Here is a 17,654-nt window from a genome sequence, read left to right as displayed (position 1 = left end):
TAGTAAGTATTCAGCCGTCAGCCGTGAGCCTTTGGCTCACGCTACTTGAGGTGCCGTCAGCTTATTTTATTGAAAAGCTGTTCGGTGTAGCGTTGGCTATGGGCATAAACTGTTCCGGTAGCGTGGCTACAGCGCTTTTGGCTGATAGCACCTCAAGTAGCATCTCAAGTAGCGCATTAGCTGATAGCTGAATGCTTACATCAGTTACCAAATAGTCCTGGTATTTTTGGTAATGGCTTATGGGGAATCGTCAACTACAGCATTGTTAGTTGAAATATAGAAATGAAACTAATAAAAATAGGCAACTTCGGCTCAGCAATGCAGCGCTTTTTGATACTGTTTTCGTCAAGTATTTTTCCCTTGTCCAAAGTTCTATTGTCCGCAGTTGCCGACAACTGCGCCGAAGTATAATTAGTAATAATTATCAATAATAGCACTACTGACGTAAGGCCACTGGGAGGGTTAGCCGATCAGTACGATTATGATCAAATATGATCGAAGTGTAAAGAATTATTTCGAGCTGGTTCCATGAAACGCATTGTACTGATAGCAGGATTTGAATCCTTCAACGCTGACTTGTACCGCAAAGCTGCTGAGTTGGCCACCATACGCTGTCCGGAACTGGATATTAGAGTATTTAGCGATCGCGAAATCACTGCCAACCCTGATACTGTAGACGCTGCCCTCCAAGATGCCCAAGTCTTCTTCGGGAGTCTACTATTCGATTATGACCAAGTGTTATGGTTACGCGATCGCATTCAACACATTCCCATCCGCTTGGTATTCGAGTCAGCTCTAGAACTGATCAGCCTGACTCAAATTGGTCAGTTCAAAATTGGGGATAAACCCAAGGGGATGCCCAAGCCAGTAAAATTCATCCTGGACAAATTCAGCAACGGGCGAGAAGAAGACCGCTTAGCCGGTTATATCAGCTTTTTGAAAATTGGTCCGAAGCTGCTGAAATATATTCCTGCCAGAAAAGTCCAAGACTTGCGCAATTGGCTAATTATCTACGGTTACTGGAATGCTGGTGGCTCAGACAATGTGGCATCTATGTTCTGGACCTTGGCAGAGAAATACTTAGATCTGACAGTGGGAGAAATTCCGCCACCAGTGGAAACTCCAAACATGGGGCTACTCCATCCGGACTACGACGGGTATTTTGAATCCCCACGACAATACCTAGAATGGTACCAAAGCTTCAAACTTAAACAATTAAACCTTATTGGGCAAAGCCCTACCAGCCCGCTAGCTTCTCAACACAACCTTAGAGAAAACCCTGTTGTCGGGATTCTGCTTTATCGGAAACACGTAGTTACAAAACAACCTTATATTCCCCAGTTAATTCGCTACTTTGAGGAAGCTGGATTAACTCCTTTACCCATCTTTATCAATGGTGTAGAAGGTCATGTAGCCGTGCGAGATTGGATGACATCTGCTTATGAAACCCAACAGCGGCAACTGGATAACGTGGAAACTCCTTCCCTGTCTAAAGACGCTGTAGAAGTTGATGCCATTGTGTCTACCATCGGTTTCCCGTTGGTAGGGGGTCCAGCTGGTTCTATGGAGGCAGGAAGACAGGTTGCTGTAGCGAAACGTATTCTCACTGCTAAGAATGTCCCTTATACTATTGCTGCACCCCTACTGATTCAAGATATTTACTCTTGGACAAGACAAGGCATTGGGGGGTTGCAAAGTGTCGTTTTATATGCATTGCCGGAATTGGATGGAGCAATTGATACTGTACCCCTAGGTGGTTTAGTCGGAGAAAATATTTATCTGATTCCCGAACGAGTTAAACGACTGACTGGACGGGTCAAGCGTTGGATTCAACTCAGACAAACCCCACCAGACCAAAGACGAATTGCGATTATTCTCTATGGTTTCCCTCCTGGGTATGGAGCAACAGGAACAGCAGCCTTATTGAATGTACCGCGATCGCTTCTTAAATTCCTCCACGCTCTAAAGGAACAAGGTTACACTGTTGGGGAATTACCAGAAGATGGGGAAGAACTAATCCGCTGGGTGAAAGCAGCAGACGAGCGGTCGAATGGTAAATGTTCTAACCAGCAACCTTCAACCACCAACCAGCAACCTTCAACTAGTAACCTTCAACCTTCAACTTTCAACCTTCAACCAGCAACTAGCAACCACCAACCAGCAACCACAGTTAACGTTAAAACCCTACAAGAATGGCTAGGCTACTTGCTAACTACCCGTATTGAAAAACAGTGGCAATCCTTGACTGGTACAGGAATAAAAACCAATGGGGATGAGTTCGAGATTGGTGGGATTGAGTTAGGAAATGTCTGGATTGGGGTACAACCACCCCTGGGTATTTCTGGAGACCCGATGCGGCTGATGTTTGAGCGAGACTTGACCCCACATCCCCAGTACACTGCCTTTTATAAGTGGTTACAGAATGATTTTGATGCCCATGCGGTGGTGCATTTTGGCATGCATGGCACCGTAGAATGGTTACCTGGTTCACCCCTGGGGAATACGGGGTATTCTTGGTCGGATATTTTGCTAGGAAATATCCCAAATCTATATATCTATGCTGCCAATAATCCTTCAGAGTCAATGTTGGCCAAGCGTCGCGGTTATGGGGTGTTGATTTCCCATAATGTACCCCCTTATGGTCGGGCTGGTTTGTATAAGGAGTTGGTCGTGCTACGGGATTTAATCTCGGAGTATCGGGAGGATCCTGAAAAGAACTATGCCTTGAAAGAAGCAATTTGTAAAAAGATTATCGATAGTGGGTTAGATACCGATTGTCCCTTTGAGGATGCTAAGGGCTTGGGAATTGCTTTCAGTCCAGAGAATGCCCAGATGTTTAGTGCTGATTCATTTAATCGCTATCTTGTTAAGTTGTACAACTACCTGCTAGTGGTGGAACAACGGTTGTTTTCCTCTGGGCTGCACACTCTAGGTCAAGTGCCTGATTCGGAACAGTTAGGGTCTTACCTCCGGGCTTATTTTGGGGAGGATGTCCCGGAAGCAATGGTTAAAGCCATTGTCGATGGAGAATTTGAATCCCAAACACCAGAAGCACGTGAACAGGTCGAGGATGAGAAGGTTGAGGAGGCGTTACGGATTGGTGAGTTGTTGATGCAGACTGGGGAAGAGTTGAGCAATTTGTTGCGGGGGTTGAATGGGGAGTATATTCCTCCGGCTCCTGGGGGGGATTTGTTGCGGGATGGTCCTGGGGTTTTGCCAACAGGACGGAATATTCACGCTTTGGACCCTTATCGGATGCCCTCTCCGGCAGCTTATGAACGGGGCAGGGAGGTGGCCAGGAAAATTATTGCCCAGCATCTTGAGGAACATCAGGAGTATCCGGAAACTGTTGCGGTAATGCTATGGGGATTGGATGCGATCAAGACTCGTGGGGAGTCCTTGGGGATTTTATTGGAGTTAGTAGGTGCAGTACCTGTAAAAGAGGGAACGGGACGGATTGTACGGTATGATTTGATGCCCTTGGCTGAGGTAGGTCATCCTAGAATTGATGTGTTGGCAAATCTCTCAGGGATTTTTCGGGATAGTTTTGTCAATATTGTTGAGCTGCTGGATGATTTGTTCCGTAGGGCGACTGAAGCAGATGAACCGGAGGAAGAGAATTTTATCCGCAAGCATGGGTTAGCGTTGCGATCGCAAGGGGTAGACAATGTTTCTGCTCGGTTGTTTTCTAATCCAGCCGGGGATTATGGTTCTCTGGTAAATGACCAAGTAGTCGATGGTAATTGGGAATCGGGAGATGAATTAGCGAATACATGGCAAAGCCGCAATGTATTTAGTTATGGACGGCAAGATAAAGGTCAAGCCCGTCCGGAAGTGATGGAGCAGCTGCTAAAAAGCACCAGTCGTATAGTCCAGGAAATTGATTCTGTCGAATATGGGCTGACGGATATTCAAGAATACTATGCTAATACTGGAGGCTTGAAGCGAGCAGCCGAAAAGCAAGGGGGTAAGACCGTTAATGCCAGTTTTGTGGAAAGTTTCTCAAAGGATACTACACCCCGGAAGCTAGAGGATTTGTTGCGATTGGAGTATCGGACAAAGTTACTCAATCCCAAGTGGGCTGAGGCGATGGCCAATCAGGGGTCTGGGGGAGCTTATGAGATTTCCCAACGGATGACAGCATTGATTGGTTGGGGGGGTACAGCTGATTTTCAAGATAACTGGGTGTATGACCAAGCAGCAGATACTTATGCCTTGGATGAAGAAATGGCCAAGAGGTTGCAACAGGCAAATCCTGAGGCATTTCGCAATATTGTAGGCCGGATGTTAGAGGCAAATGGACGAGGATTCTGGGAACCGGATCACGAAACCTTACAGAAGTTACGGGAGTTATATGATCTCGCCGATCAGGAGATTGAAGGCGTGACGGCTGTAGGATAAGAGAGTGTGGGGTGACCGAGTGTGGGAATCGGGTGAAAATCTTGCTCGTAGTCATCCCGATTCCTAAACCTGAAAATCTTTAACTTACTCGTTGACCCTACCCTCGTTTACCCTACATCCGTTTAGCCAATCAATAAGAGTGTGAGTATAGTTATTTTATCCTAACTATACTCGTTCACCAGATTTTATGGCCTTTGCCTGAATAGCCTTGTTCGCTAGAGTCTTTAGTTTGCTTTTCTAACTCTTCAGCTAATTTGGCAAATTTTTTCATTTCATCAATTAATGCTGCTGCTCCACTATTTTGGCTTGTTGATTGTTGGGACATCGATGTTTATCCTGATAATTTTACTTACATTAGCCGCACCGTAGATTTACTCATAGAGGAACTCTACGAAATTGGCTCTCTATTTTTATATTTCTTGGGACAATAAAAGAATCCGGATTAAGTCTGGTAGTTTAATATGAAGCGATCGCTAACTAAATAGGCAAGATTATAAAGTTTTTTATTACTATAGCAATAAGCCGAATAGTTCGGATTTGCTCTGATTTTAAAATTGACAATCAACAATAGTTAATGAACAATGGTTAATTTTAAATTAACCATTGACTAATAATACCTATAAACACTATACACACTATACTTTGTACCCATGGCAACGGAAATTGAACGCAAATTTCTAGTTAAAGGCGAAGAGTGGCGGAAACTAGGCACTGGTAGTGTTTATCGCCAAGGTTACATTCGTACAACTAACCGCACTACTGTCCGGGTGCGCCTGGTGGGAGATCAAGGATATCTTACTATCAAAAGTCCCAAGGTGGGTTTTTCTAGAAAAGAGTATGAGTATCCTATCCCAGGCTCGGATGCTCAAGAAATGCTCGATACTTTGTGCCAGGGTCCCTTAATTGAGAAAACTCGTTATAAAATTGAACACGCTGGCTTGATTTGGGAAGTGGATGAGTTTGCTGGGGATAATCAAGGATTAATTTTGGCAGAAGTTGAACTCACTGATGAAAATCAGGACATTGAACTACCAGAATGGATTGGAGTTGAAGTCTCTGATGATCCGAGATACTTCAACTCCAATTTAGTTCAGCATCCCTATACTCAATGGTTACACAGAATCTAGGCTATAGGGTGTGGGGTGTGGGGTATGGGGGAAGAGAATTTGTACTTCTCTATCAGGAGTTATTTTAATTAGCCGCTTCGGGTGCTGGCAGATGGTCTGCTAATTGCTCAAGAGATTCTACATCGATGGCCAGATCCATTAACTGTTCTAATTTTTCGACACTCAACCCCTTCACACGAGCTTGAATTTCAGGGGATAGGTCTCCAAAGCGCCTGTTAAGCAATCGTAGCAGCAGTCGCTCAGCTCCTTCCTGACGACCTTCTTGACGACCTTGCTTAATTCCCAACCTTTCGATACTCGTGACATACTTCATGTTGAGCTCCTGTTCGTACTGGTTAAGTTCTTGATTAAATGCTTGTTCTAGTCCTTCAGGTAAGTGCATTACCCAGTCAATGAAGTGATACAAGTTTAGGATGTCTTGTCGCTGATACCCTTGCTGGTACAATCGTCTGGTCAGAGCCATTTTCCAGATTTTCCGTTGCTGGCCATCACTACGAGTATCAACTGCTTTCAGGTGAGCCATGATCACCGTGGCAAAGGGATTGGCACTTTGTTCTAATTCTGGCCACTGCTGTTTGTAGTCTAGCAGTTTCACCATCAAAAAATTGAACTGGATTTTACAGCCGAAGATTTCGCTACTGTATTGGGTTGGTCGCCACTGGGGGTTAGCATCACTCAAGACTGCTAAACTAGCAACCGGTCGATTGTAGCGTCCGCTAATCCGATGATGGTAGGTGTACATCCGTTTAGCAAACTCCGTCTGTTTTTCCCCTTGGACTTCCACATGAATTAGAATCCAAGTTTCTTGACCATTGTTGAGCCAGACCTTAACCAGTTTGTCAGCCCATCGACGTCCTACTTCCGCGTCTCGCACCACCTTTTGCAGTTCTTTGTCGAGGAATTCACTTGGACGAGACCAATTGATTTGACTATGAATGTGGGCAAAGCATAGGGCAATGAAGGGCTCAAAGTACCATTCCAGGGTGTCTTTCCAGGGGGAATCATAGTCCGCTGCTGGGTTAATCATTAATTTTCTGTAGTTCGGCTGATTAATCTAATTAATCACCAAACCCTGTTTCCCTGCTCAAAAAATAGTGAAGGGTTAATCACAATTAACCCTTCAGAATAGATACAGGACATATCAGTCCTGGTTTTAATCAGCGTTTTAATTAGCCGCTTCGGGTGCTGGCAGATGGTCTGCTAATTGCTCAAGAGATTCTACATCAATGGCCACATCCATTAACTGTTCTAATTTTTCGACACTCAACCCCTTCACACGAGCTTGAATCTCAGGGGATAACTCTCCAAAGCGCCTTTGAAGCAATCGTAGCAGCAGTCGCTCAGCTCCTTCCTGAAGACCTTCTTGACGACCTTCTAAAATACCTTCCTGACGACCTTGCTTAATGCCCAACCTTTCGATACTCGTGACATACTTCATGTTGACCTCCTGTTCGTACTGGTTAACTTCTTCACGAAAGGCTTGTTCTAGTGCTTCGGGTAAGTGCATTACCCAGTCAATGAAGTGATACAAGTTTAGGATGTCTTGCCGCTGATACCCTTGCTCGTACAATCGTCTGGTCAGAGCCATTTTCCAAATTTTTCGTTGCTGGCCATCACTGCGAGTATCAACTGCTTTCAGGTGAGCCATGATTACCGTGGCAAAGGGATTGGCACTTTGTTCTAATTCTGGCCACTGCTGTTTGTAGTCTAGCAGTTTCACCATCAAAAAATTGAACTGGATTTTACAGCCGAAGATTTCGCTACTGTATTGGGTTGGTCGCCACTGGGGGTTAGCATCACTCAAGACTGCTAAACTAGCAACCGGTCGATTGTAGCGTCCGCTAATCCGATGATGGTAGGTGTACATCCGTTTAGCAAACTCCGTCTGTTTTTCCCCTTGGACTTCCACATGAATTAGAATCCAGGTTTCTTGACCATTGTTGAGCCAGACCTTAACCAGTTTGTCAGCCCATCGACGTCCTACTTCCGCGTCTCGCACCACCTTTTGCAGTTCTTTGTCTAAGAATTCACAGGGGCGAGACCAGTTGATTTGACTATGAATGTGGGCAAAACACAGGGCAATGAAGGGCTCAAAGTACCATTCCAGGGTGTCTTTCCAGGGGGAATCATAGTCCGCTGCTGGGTTAATCATTAATTTCCTCTAGTTCGGCTGATTCATCTAATTAATCACCAAACCCTGTTTCCCTGGTCATCAAATAGTGAAGGATTAATTGTGATTAACCCTTCAGAATAGATACAGGACATATCAGTCCTGGTTTTAATCAGCGTTTTAATTAGCCGCTTCGGGCGCTGGCAGATGGTCTGCTAATTGCTCAACAGATTCTACATCGATGGCCACATCCATTAACTGTTCTAACTTTTCGACACTCAACCCCTTCACACGAGCTTGAATTTCAGGGGATAGGTCTCCAAAGCGCCTGTGAAGCAATCGTAGTAGCAGTCGCTCAGCTTCTTCCTGACGACCTTCTAAAATACCTTCCTGACGACCTTGCTTAATTCCCAACCTTTCGATACTCGTGACATACTTCATGTTGACCTCCTGTTCGTACTGGTTAAGTTCTTCACGAAAGGTTTGTTCTAGTGCTTCGGGTAAGTGCATTACCCAATCAATGAAGTGATATAAGTTTAAAATGTCTTGTCGCTGATACCCTTGCTGGTACAATCGTCTGGTCAGAGCCATTTTCCAGATTTTCCGTTGCTGGCCATCACTGCGAGTATCAACCGCTTTCAGGTGAGCCATGATGACCGTGGCAAAGGGATTGGCACTTTGTTCTAATTCTGGCCACTGCTGTTTGTAGTCTAGCAGTTTCACCATCAAAAAATTGAACTGGATTTTACAGCCGAAGATTTCGCTACTGTATTGGGTTGGTCGCCACTGGGGGTTAGCATCACTCAAGACTGCTAAACTAGCAACCGGTCGATTGTAGCGTCCGCTAATCCGATGATGGTAGGTGTACATCCGTTTAGCAAACTCCGTCTGTTTTTCCCCTTGGACTTCCACATGAATTAGAATCCAGGTTTCTTGACCATTGTTGAGCCAGACCTTAACCAGTTTGTCAGCCCATCGACGTCCTACTTCCGCGTCTCGCACCACCTTTTGCAGTTCTTTGTCGAGGAACTCACTGGGACGAGACCAATTGATTTGACTATGAATGTGGGCAAAGCATAGGGCAATGAAGGGCTCAAAGTACCATTCCAGGGTGTCTTTCCAGGGGGAATCATAGTCCGCTGCTGGGTTAATCATTAATTTCCTCTTGTTCGGCTGATTAATCTAATTAATCACCAAACCCTGTTTCCCTGCTCTGAAAATATCTCTGTCGTAAGTAAATATGGGGGCGGTGGGACTTGAACCCACACGACCGTTTAAGGTCAACGGATTTTCATTCTCCCGTAGCTTTCGCTACTACCATAGCTGGCTCTTGAGAATTGGACTCTCCCTTTACCCTCGGCTTAACGTTAGGGTAGCTCCCGTCGAGTCTCTGCACCTTCCGAGAGGTTTTCCCGGCTTGGCTCAGGATTGCCTTATCTGTTACCAGACTTAGGTTTCCCTGAATTTGAGAGCATTCACATGACAGATTTCTCCATCAGTGCTCAATTTCCTTAAGTCCGTAGCGTCTACCATTCCGCCACGCCCCCTGGTTGATATCACATAGCTTTGGGTTTTTGTTTACCCATCAACCACTGTGATTTCACTGTATTCTATTTAACCATGAACTGAGCCTACTATGCAAGTATAGTATTGAAATTTTTGAAATTTTTAGGATGGGGCAAAGTCTGCCTCTGGGGGAACACAGGGCAGCATGTTCGACCTAAGGTAGTATAGTAGGGTTGAGCGATTGACCTTGGCCTTTGGGCCACGCTAAGCGAAGCAAATGGTCACGCTACGCGAACGCATTTTTGTCTTCTGTGTCCTAAACCAAAATTCTATGATTACTGCGATACTATACCTGTCTCTGGCAGGAGCCTACTTATTGGTATTCCCTCTCGCCATCTATCTCTACCTACAGAAACGGTGGTACGTTGCTAGCTCCTTCGAGCGGGGCTTCATGTACTTCATGGTCTTCTTATTCTTTCCAGGTTTATTACTCTTCAGTCCAATCTTAAACCTCCGCCCCAAGCGGCGTCAGCCACAAGGGTAAGTCAGTCACATAAGCGATCATTATAGGGTACCTAAATGAATTGTGAGAATTTTTGTTCCCTGCTCCCTGTTCCCTGTTCCCTGTTCCCTGTTCCCTTTGCTATAGTAATTCATGCGACGAATTGACGCGATTGGAATTGCCCTTGGTATCTTTGCTGCTGGCGGCATAGCCTACTTGATCTTTCAGCTCGCTGGGTACGATCAAATCCAAGCCGGGATTTGGAGTCAAGTCCTCTTGGTTGGGGGGTTAGTTGGGTGGGTGCTAACCTACCTGTTTCGAGCCCTGACCCAAACCATGACCTATAACCAGCAGGTGAAAGACTATAAAGATGCTGTCCTGCAAAAGCGACTCGAAGAAATGACACCAGAAGAACTTGCCCAACTCCAAGCAGAGGTGGAACAGGAAAAGCGTTTGACCAAAGCACAGGACGATTCCTCCATATCCCCTTAACCAGGGGGGCAGGGCAAAACTAGTTGACGAATGACCAATGACAAAAATTTCCGATTGCTTCGGATCCCTGAGATCTAACTCCCAGTGTGCTCTGATTCCTTTTATTACCGCTGGGGATCCCGATTTAGAAACCACAGCCAAAGCCTTGCGGGTACTCGACCAATCCGGTGCTGACATCATTGAACTGGGAGTACCCTATTCCGACCCCTTGGCCGATGGTCCAACTATCCATGCTGCTGCGACTAGAGCATTACAAAAAGGTGTGCAGTTGGATGATGTGCTGGCAATGGTCAAGGACGTTAGCCCAGAGATACAAGCGCCAATTGTCCTATTTACCTACTACAATCCCATTCTCAACCGAGGGATTAATTCCTTCTTAGAGCAGATTGCTCAAGTGGGGGCGAAAGGGTTAGTGGTGCCTGACTTACCCCTGGAAGAAGCTGAAATCTTGCTGAAACCCGCAGCAGAGCTTGGGATTGAAGTGATATTGTTAGTGGCACCAACTTCACCAACAGAACGGATTGAAGCGATCGCTAAACAGTCTCAGGGCTTTATTTACCTAGTCAGTGTTACCGGTGTCACCGGGATGAGAACTCAGCTGCAATCACGGGTAAAAGACTTACTCAATCAGATGCGTGGTCTCACTGATAAGCCAATCGGGGTTGGCTTTGGGATCTCCCAGCCAGAACAAGCTAAGCAGGTCAAAGATTGGGGGGCAGATGCCGTGATTGTGGGTAGCGCTATCGTAAAGCGTTTGGCAGATGGGACGCCATCAGAAGGCTTGTCAGCCATTGGGGACTTTTGCCAAAGCCTGAAATTAGCCATTAGGGAGTGAAGCCATCATTAGTAAGTAGGGCTTGGCATTTACTGTCTAGGATACGAATCAGAAACTACTGAGCGCATTAATCCTTCGTATTTAGATTCTGTTTCATATCCAGATGGGTTCTCGGATTGAAATTCTTTCTGGGACAGGACTTACGCGGTTAACTTGATTTCGCCCCCCTAGCCCCCCAATTCTGGGGGGTAATGATGTCAAAGTCCCCCAGAATTGGGGGACCAACGGGGGCAAATGCGTAAGTCCTGTGGGATTTATAGCAATCCGTGTAGGAATTGAGAGAATTTTGATGCCATATTCCCTACTCCCGTCTTGATACAGTCGCTGATGGGGGTTTCCCCCAAGACCGCGCTGCATCGCTACTTCCTACTCCCTGTTCCCTGTTCCCTGTTCCCTGTTCCCTGTTCCCTTTGCTATATCAATTTCGTTTCCAAACACTGTAACGAAATCCTCTTTCATACTGATAACTGTCCAACCACGAGCGTCGGCCTCCCGAAGAGCATTCTCCGCACCTGTATCGTAGACATATTCCCGGGGATCATCGTGGTGAACCAGCATCATCAAAGCTGGACCGTCTTGCTCGTCAGTGTACTGAAGCATTTCTAAATCACCATCGGAATTACCAACTGTCATAATTGGTTTTTTACCAATGTAGCGGTCAATGTCCACTACTTTACCTTCGTTATTATTAATCGGTTTGACCAGTATTGGTGTCTTAACCAAGACATGAGAGCCGTCGTCTTTGGTAATAAACTTAGTTTGGACCGTCGTACCAATAATATTTTCAGGGGGAACACCGTAGGTATCTTCGGCATAGGAGCGAATGAAATCAAGTCCCGCCCCAGAACAAATATAAACCTTGAAATCATTACTCCTGAGATAATTAAGCAATTCAACCATGGGCTGGTAAGTGACCTTTATGTATGGAACTCCCAAGTCTGGATGCTTTGAATTATCCACAAAGAACCTCGCCTTCTGTTTATAGTCTTCCGGTGTTAATCCCTGGAGTTTGAGGTCTTCAAAGATTGCATCATTTTTACTTGAAAAGGCATTACCTAGCATATCTATGAGAAATGACTCGTAAATATCTTTGGGTTTTTCATTCCACAGGGTTCCATCATTATCAAAGACCGCGATGCGTCTGCTAGGACGAACGTAGTTATCACTGTTGGGATTGGTAACCTCTTGCACAAAGTCAAAAATCCCTTGCTTAGCCGCACCGGCATTCCAAGACAGTAAGGGGTCATAGTCCGCAGCAGCAGGGGGACATCCCAGAAAGCCTCCTAGGCAAAACACTGATAAGAGAATCGACAGGAAAACTAAGAACGTTCTTTTTTTCATGATTAAGGCTTTTCGGGTGTAATTGCTGATCCGCTTCAAGGCAAACAAGGCTATTTTTACCGAGCAAACCGATATTGTCAATAAGCGCTACGCCCAAGGCAAAAGGCATGCATGCTAGAGGCAAAAGTTGACGTGCATTAGCCCACCGAGGGAGTAGGTTTTTACATTTACAGTCAGCTGATTGCTGTTCGCGCAGCGTGCGCAGCGCATATACGTACAAAAAAAATAGCCGTAGAAATACTATCCACGGCTATGTCAATCACATATGTCAGAAGTTTCCAAAACCCTTGGTGAAGGGGGGAAACCCCCCCAGAAAGTTAAGGTGTTATGGCAATAACCAATACTTGGTCATAGTCGTCATTACTTCACCTGGAATATTAGTCGGTTCCAGAGGAGTCCATTCGGCAATTTCGGCATAGCCTAGGGCATACAGCATCTGCATACTCTCAATTACTGATTGACGAGAACCTTTCAGAGTGTGCTGAGTAGGTTGTTTCTTGAAATTGCGAGTAAAGGTTTCTGACATCGTGATAAAGTTCAACTTAGTTTATATTGATTATTGTAATGATTATAATTTAAATTGTCAAGGGTTTTAAAAAGTTTTTTTTTGGAGTTTTAGGGTTCGTTAAAAAAAGCTATTGCATAGGATTTATAAAGTATAAAGCGGTTTGCAATTCAGTTAGGTACAAATTTTTTGTTTTAGGGAACAGGGAACAGGGAACAGGGAACAGGGAACAGGGAATAAAGAGAAAATTATGTGTACTTTATAGTTATTAAAACAGCCGTATATGAGCGTTTTTTACTGTGATAATATTGAAGGATATTACCCAACAATAGCAATCATTTTATCTGGTTATTATCCCTCGAATTCCCGTTAATGATTGTCTGATTTTAAGCTGATGCGCATTTAAATTGGTTTTTCTATGTTCCCAGATCCGGTGTTCCCAGATCCGCTGTTCCCTTTGAGCAATTTAAGTATCCCAATCTAAATGCTGAACAGCTTAACGAAGCAAATATAGCGTTTCTAGGACTCATGAGGTACACATTATTTTTTACGACTTCCGACTTCCCTGCTCCCTGCTCCCTGCTCCCTGCTCCCTGCTCCCTGCTCCCTGCTCCCTGCTCCCTGCTCCCTGCTCCCTGCTCCCTGCTCCCTAAAAACCAGAAATTTCTACCTCACAAGTCGTAGAATTGCTATAATCAACTTTATAGCAATTGTCTTTCCCATAAGGCACAAAGGGATCCCCCTAAATCCCCCTTAAAAAGGGGGACTTTGAATAAACGCTATATAATTTTTTCAGATTTAGGAAATCTTATCAGCCTTAACTAACCGAAAACCAATGTGAGTCGTTCCTGTATCCGGTGATTGAGACTCCCGAGCAGCAGGACGATAGCGACTACAATAGTTAGGAGCACATAAGTAAGACCCGCCTTTAATTACATGTTTAGCAACACCCGGTTCTCTAGGGTCGAAGCTTTCATTTTGATTAGGTCCTATAGGATTAAGACTGTGGGCTTTGCCATGGTGACCGATACTATACCAATCTGAAGTCCACTCCCAGACATTACCAGTTATGTCATACAAACCATAACCATTTGGTTCAAAGGAACCTACAGGTGCAGTGCCGGTGTGACCATCAGCTTTAGTGTTGAAAAAGGGGAAAAATCCTTGCCAGGTATTAGCCTTCTTGGCCGAGTATTGCTTACCCCAGCTGTAGGTAGCATCATCCAGTCCACCGTGAGCAGCATATTCCCATTGGGCTTCTGTGGGTACTGACTTCCCTGCCCACTTAGCATAGGCTTGAACGTCTTCATAGGCAACATGGACGACGGGATAGTTCTTTTTACGTTTAATGTTGCTCTTCGGACCAAAGGGATGTCGCCAGTCAGCCCCAGGAGTCCACTTCCACCAGCTCAGGTAACCCACTGGTCTAACACCATTGTCCGGCATCTGAAAGACTAGGGAACCAGGTGCCCGTTGCTCCTCTGTTAAGTTGGGAAACTGTTCCGAAGAGAGGGGACGCTCTGCTACGGTAATATAACCCGTTTCCTTGACAAATTTGGCAAATTCTGCATTAGTGACTTCGTATTTATCGATGCAGAAGCTCTCAACGGTAACATCGTCCGCAGAGCGCTCGGAAGGATAGTAAACGTCGGAACCCATCTTGAAAGTGCCGCCAGGAATGAAGGTCATACCTTCAGGGCAGCTATTTACAGTGGGAGATGCCTTCACTGGTGTGGCAGTGCCAAAGACTAGGCATACTGTCAGGAAACTGAGGAAAAGTTTGAACAGAAGTAATTTTAACCAAGGAGTCTTCATTGTTGAGTCAGAAAAGCTATTAGTAAGTAAGCATTAAGCGGTCAGCGATCAGTTTAGCTATCAGCCGTTGCCTACCAAAGGCCAATGGTAGCTCAAGTAGCGTGCCCATAACCCATAAGCTGAATATCACTAAGCCACTCCATAGCCTGTGTAAGGACGTTTATAACTGGGATGTAAACCGAGAATAATATCGTCTTTTGGTATACCCATTTCCACCAAATCTTGTGCTAAATCAGCTTCTGTCATATTTCGCTGAATCCAAATTCTACCATCTTTGATATCTAAATGGATGAAACAGTTATAAACTCGTTTGAGTCCATCCCAGCCGATATCTAGAAGTTGATAATGGTCATGTTCTGTATCAAAAATAAGTTGACCTTCAATCTCTGAATCTGAATTATTCGCTTCTAATGTGGCATGATTAGTTAATAGTTTGCGAATTATTAATCGGTACTTTTCTGATTTTTCCATAACAAAGGGAAACCGTTATAATGAGTAGTAGACTGACACAGCTAAAGTAGTAGAATATATTTTTGGTAAAAACCTTAATTGACAAGGGATTGAGGGATTTTTTTAAAGCACCATTTTAGCTGTGTCAGTCCAGTGGGTTTCATTTTCGGGCGGCCAGGATGCCCACCCCACTCATTTCATCCCTTAATTGAGCAATGCTTGGTTATTCAGGAATTACTGTATCTTCCCGGAAAGCCAGATTTTGAATCCGCTCGTCCAATGTTGGGTCAGTATCAGGCTGATTAAAGGCATTAGCTGCCGTGGGGAAGAATTCATGGAGGTATTCTGCCAGGGCATCCTGCTCTGAACCAAAGGAGGCAAAATTGGCAAAACCATCGAAAGGTTCAGGGATGGCACCATCTCGGATGCCGTTTTTGTTGAGGTCTTCTTCAGCATCTAAAACCCCATTGCCATTGCTATCCGGCTCACCCCAGAAATCAACCCGATGGAACAAAGCTGGATTGGCACTCAAGAAGGTGGATAAGGGAGCGCCATCAGCCACGTAGCTAATGGTAACACCACGAAATGTGCGGCTGGGATCCCCCACTAATTCACCATTCTGAGCCACTACATCGAGAACTTGGTCTTGATCGTCCAGGACAACCAGAGACAGAACCCGATCATTGGCAGGACGAGTGCTATCAAAGCTAAATTTAAGCCGACCGACTTGGGGAAACTGGCCGGGAGTCGCACCCGGAGCTGTTGCCGCTACCGCATCCTCGATGGTTTCCAGCAATTGATCCGCTGTGACAGTAAACAGGGTAACTCCATTATTGAAACGGAGGGAGTTTGTGATGTCGAGTTGGGAAACTTCCCCTTCTTCCTTGCCCACTTCAGGATTGGCTGCTGGGGGCAACAGTTCAAAGTCATTGGGGTCGATGCCACCGTTAGCAGCGCTAATTACCCCGATGTTGGAACGGATGCCACCCCCATTTTTGAAGGAAAACACGGTTGTAGTATCTACAGTTTTGGCATAGGCCAGGTTAGCATCAGCGGTTAGGTTACCCAGGTTAGTTTCTTCGGTACGGACAAAAGCGCGATCGCCCCGTAGGAAAACTTTGGTATTGCCAAAAATATTGCTATCCTGAGTACTGATTACTTCATCGAGGGTATTGGTAATTTCTACAACCTCTGGATCTGGGGTCCCTCCTACCGCTTCAACTCCTTGATCATCAGTGGCGTAGGCTCCACTAATGTTGGGGTCAATACTGCTGGGAATCAGGATACCGTTTGCATCAAAGTCCACCACCAGACGACCCACATACTTATAGGTGGCATCCGTGTTCACAACAGCGATCGCATTTCCATCTCTATTGGTTTTGAGAATAGGATAGGAACCGCCACTGGTATCTCCCAGCCGCAGACGATCCGTGGCATCAGACAGCAAGGTGTGAGAGCCTCCCGCCACGATTATATCTACATCCCGCAGACGAGGAGCTAACTCATCCCGCTCAATGGTCAACTGTTGCATGTGAGCCAGGAGAATAATCTTGTTGATGCCCGTAGCGGTCAATTCATCCACCGCAGTTTGGATTTTAGCAGCCAGGGCGTCATAGTCTGTGGGATTTTCCGGGAACACCGTCACTCCATCAGAGGAAGAGATGGTAGGCAGAAGGGGTGTGCTTGCTCCCACAATACCAATTGGCTCACCATTGACGGTAATCACTGCAGTCCCCGCAACCTGTCCTGCCGGAATAGTACTGACTTCTTGACCGTTTGCCGTGATCAGGCTTGATAGGTTAGGGTCTGTGCTATAATCGAGGTTTGCACTGAGATAGGGAAACAGCGCCCCACGGTAAGCTCCATCTGGTTGAATGATATCCCGCACTTCCTTGGTGCCGAGATCGAAATCATGATTCCCAAAGCTCGAAGCTTGGATACCGAGTTGATTGTGGATTTCGATATTGGCATGACCAATACTAGCCTCTCCTACAGGGGTCTCGTTCAACCTAGGGTCGCTGCCAGCAAACAGGAACGGACTGGGAATGTAGTTGTCTCCAGAGGAGAGGACAAGGGTGTTGGGGTAGTCCTCCTTCAGGGCATTCAGGACGGCGGAAAACCGAGGAGCATCTTCCAATGCGGCCAGTCCAGCCTCAAAATCTGAAGCATGGAGCAGTTGCAGGGTAAAAGGCTCTGCATCTGAGTCAACCACCTCTGGCTCCGGGTTACTGGTGCCTGTAGAGCCTAGATCGGGGATGGGTAGATTCTGTTTTGCGATCACCAGGTAGGCAACGATAGCCAAAACTAGTGCGATCGCAACTGCTACCCCTATTTTCCAAATACGATTCCAATTCATTAAAATATACCTTATCTGTGCCTTGTTTACCCTATCAAGTTATTGCTCTTTTTTGTGCGATAGGATGCCGAAGCAATACAAAACTTCGATATCCTATCTTTCATGGCTAGTTGTTTAATTCAACAGTTACTTATCGAGTAACTTCCTGAATTATTCTGTCCCAAAAATCCTCTTTACTGATATCTAATTCATCTGCTGTCTGGGCTTGATCGAT

Annotated in this window: 16 protein-coding genes; 6 read left to right on the top strand and 10 right to left on the bottom strand. The window is 45.5% G+C overall.

Annotated elements, in window-relative coordinates; all coding sequences use genetic code 11:
• The first annotated feature begins 528 nt into the window (after window positions 1–528).
• Window positions 529–4,401: a magnesium chelatase subunit H gene (bchH, locus tag BJP34_RS09990; protein WP_070392219.1), complete on the top strand. Its 3,873-nt coding sequence runs from the start codon at window positions 529–531 to the stop codon at window positions 4,399–4,401.
• A gap of 175 nt (window positions 4,402–4,576) precedes the next feature.
• Here bchH and BJP34_RS42860 read toward each other — a convergent pair whose 3' ends face one another.
• Window positions 4,577–4,726 (bottom strand): hypothetical protein, encoded by a 150-nt coding sequence (locus BJP34_RS42860; protein WP_158517112.1) that lies wholly within the window; start codon window positions 4,724–4,726, stop codon window positions 4,577–4,579.
• 325 nt (window positions 4,727–5,051) lie between these two features.
• On the opposite strand from BJP34_RS42860, the gene BJP34_RS09985 reads away from it, so the two are divergent.
• Window positions 5,052–5,528, top strand: a complete 477-nt coding sequence (locus BJP34_RS09985) for a CYTH domain-containing protein (RefSeq protein ID WP_070392218.1) — start codon at window positions 5,052–5,054, stop codon at window positions 5,526–5,528.
• Window positions 5,529–5,592: 64 nt separating this feature from the next.
• Here BJP34_RS09985 and BJP34_RS09980 read toward each other — a convergent pair whose 3' ends face one another.
• The 3 genes from BJP34_RS09980 to BJP34_RS09970 all read right to left on the bottom strand — a co-directional run bounded on the left by BJP34_RS09980 (window position 5,593) and on the right by BJP34_RS09970 (window position 8,793).
• Window positions 5,593–6,555, bottom strand: a complete 963-nt coding sequence (locus BJP34_RS09980; RefSeq protein WP_070392217.1) for a DUF4351 domain-containing protein — start codon at window positions 6,553–6,555, stop codon at window positions 5,593–5,595.
• A gap of 138 nt (window positions 6,556–6,693) precedes the next feature.
• The gene (locus tag BJP34_RS09975) at window positions 6,694–7,680 is read right to left on the bottom strand and encodes a DUF4351 domain-containing protein (RefSeq protein WP_070392216.1); all 987 of its coding nucleotides are present in this window, start codon (window positions 7,678–7,680) and stop codon (window positions 6,694–6,696) included.
• Between the two features lie 138 nt (window positions 7,681–7,818).
• The gene (locus BJP34_RS09970) at window positions 7,819–8,793 is read right to left on the bottom strand and encodes a DUF4351 domain-containing protein (protein ID WP_070392215.1); all 975 of its coding nucleotides are present in this window, start codon (window positions 8,791–8,793) and stop codon (window positions 7,819–7,821) included.
• 628 nt (window positions 8,794–9,421) lie between these two features.
• On the opposite strand from BJP34_RS09970, the gene ndhL reads away from it, so the two are divergent.
• The 3 genes from ndhL to trpA all read left to right on the top strand — a co-directional run bounded on the left by ndhL (window position 9,422) and on the right by trpA (window position 10,973).
• Entirely contained in the window at window positions 9,422–9,688 is a 267-nt protein-coding gene (gene ndhL, locus BJP34_RS36475) for an NAD(P)H-quinone oxidoreductase subunit L (protein WP_267876526.1), read from the top strand.
• A gap of 111 nt (window positions 9,689–9,799) precedes the next feature.
• Window positions 9,800–10,138, top strand: a complete 339-nt coding sequence (locus BJP34_RS09965; RefSeq protein ID WP_070392214.1) for a DUF3007 family protein — start codon at window positions 9,800–9,802, stop codon at window positions 10,136–10,138.
• Window positions 10,139–10,175: 37 nt separating this feature from the next.
• Entirely contained in the window at window positions 10,176–10,973 is a 798-nt protein-coding gene (trpA, locus tag BJP34_RS09960) for a tryptophan synthase subunit alpha (protein WP_070392213.1), read from the top strand.
• A 93-nt stretch (window positions 10,974–11,066) separates the two neighbouring features.
• On the opposite strand, the gene BJP34_RS42855 is transcribed toward trpA, so the two are convergent.
• From BJP34_RS42855 to BJP34_RS09950, 3 genes are all read right to left on the bottom strand, one after another.
• Window positions 11,067–11,330, bottom strand: a complete 264-nt coding sequence (locus BJP34_RS42855; RefSeq protein ID WP_158517111.1) for a hypothetical protein — start codon at window positions 11,328–11,330, stop codon at window positions 11,067–11,069.
• A 9-nt stretch (window positions 11,331–11,339) separates the two neighbouring features.
• Window positions 11,340–12,314 (bottom strand): HAD family hydrolase, encoded by a 975-nt coding sequence (locus BJP34_RS09955; RefSeq protein ID WP_070392212.1) that lies wholly within the window; start codon window positions 12,312–12,314, stop codon window positions 11,340–11,342.
• Between the two features lie 325 nt (window positions 12,315–12,639).
• Window positions 12,640–12,840: a hypothetical protein gene (locus BJP34_RS09950; RefSeq protein ID WP_070392211.1), complete on the bottom strand. Its 201-nt coding sequence runs from the start codon at window positions 12,838–12,840 to the stop codon at window positions 12,640–12,642.
• Window positions 12,841–13,347: 507 nt separating this feature from the next.
• Between BJP34_RS09950 and BJP34_RS42850 the strand changes: the two genes are divergently transcribed.
• Window positions 13,348–13,503: a hypothetical protein gene (locus BJP34_RS42850; protein WP_158517110.1), complete on the top strand. Its 156-nt coding sequence runs from the start codon at window positions 13,348–13,350 to the stop codon at window positions 13,501–13,503.
• Window positions 13,504–13,617: 114 nt separating this feature from the next.
• Here the strand turns inward: BJP34_RS42850 and BJP34_RS09945 are convergent, their stop codons facing one another.
• The 3 genes from BJP34_RS09945 to BJP34_RS09935 form a co-directional block, all read right to left on the bottom strand.
• Window positions 13,618–14,634, bottom strand: coding sequence for a formylglycine-generating enzyme family protein (locus tag BJP34_RS09945; protein ID WP_070392210.1), 1,017 nt, complete (start codon window positions 14,632–14,634; stop codon window positions 13,618–13,620).
• Window positions 14,635–14,763: 129 nt separating this feature from the next.
• Window positions 14,764–15,105 carry a XisI protein gene (locus BJP34_RS09940; RefSeq protein WP_070392209.1) on the bottom strand — a complete coding sequence of 114 codons (342 nt, stop codon included), beginning with the start codon at window positions 15,103–15,105 and terminating at the stop codon, window positions 14,764–14,766.
• Between the two features lie 202 nt (window positions 15,106–15,307).
• A complete protein-coding gene (locus BJP34_RS09935) occupies window positions 15,308–17,440 on the bottom strand; it encodes a bifunctional metallophosphatase/5'-nucleotidase (RefSeq protein WP_070392208.1) in 2,133 nt (710 codons plus the stop codon).
• Window positions 17,441–17,654: the final 214 nt, after the last annotated feature.

It is taken from the genome of Moorena producens PAL-8-15-08-1 (assembly GCF_001767235.1).
In the GTDB taxonomy this organism is placed as follows: Bacteria; Cyanobacteriota; Cyanobacteriia; order Cyanobacteriales; family Coleofasciculaceae; genus Moorena; species Moorena producens_A.
Note: the sequence above shows the minus strand (reverse complement) of the source record. Positions and strands in the feature narration are given on the sequence as shown.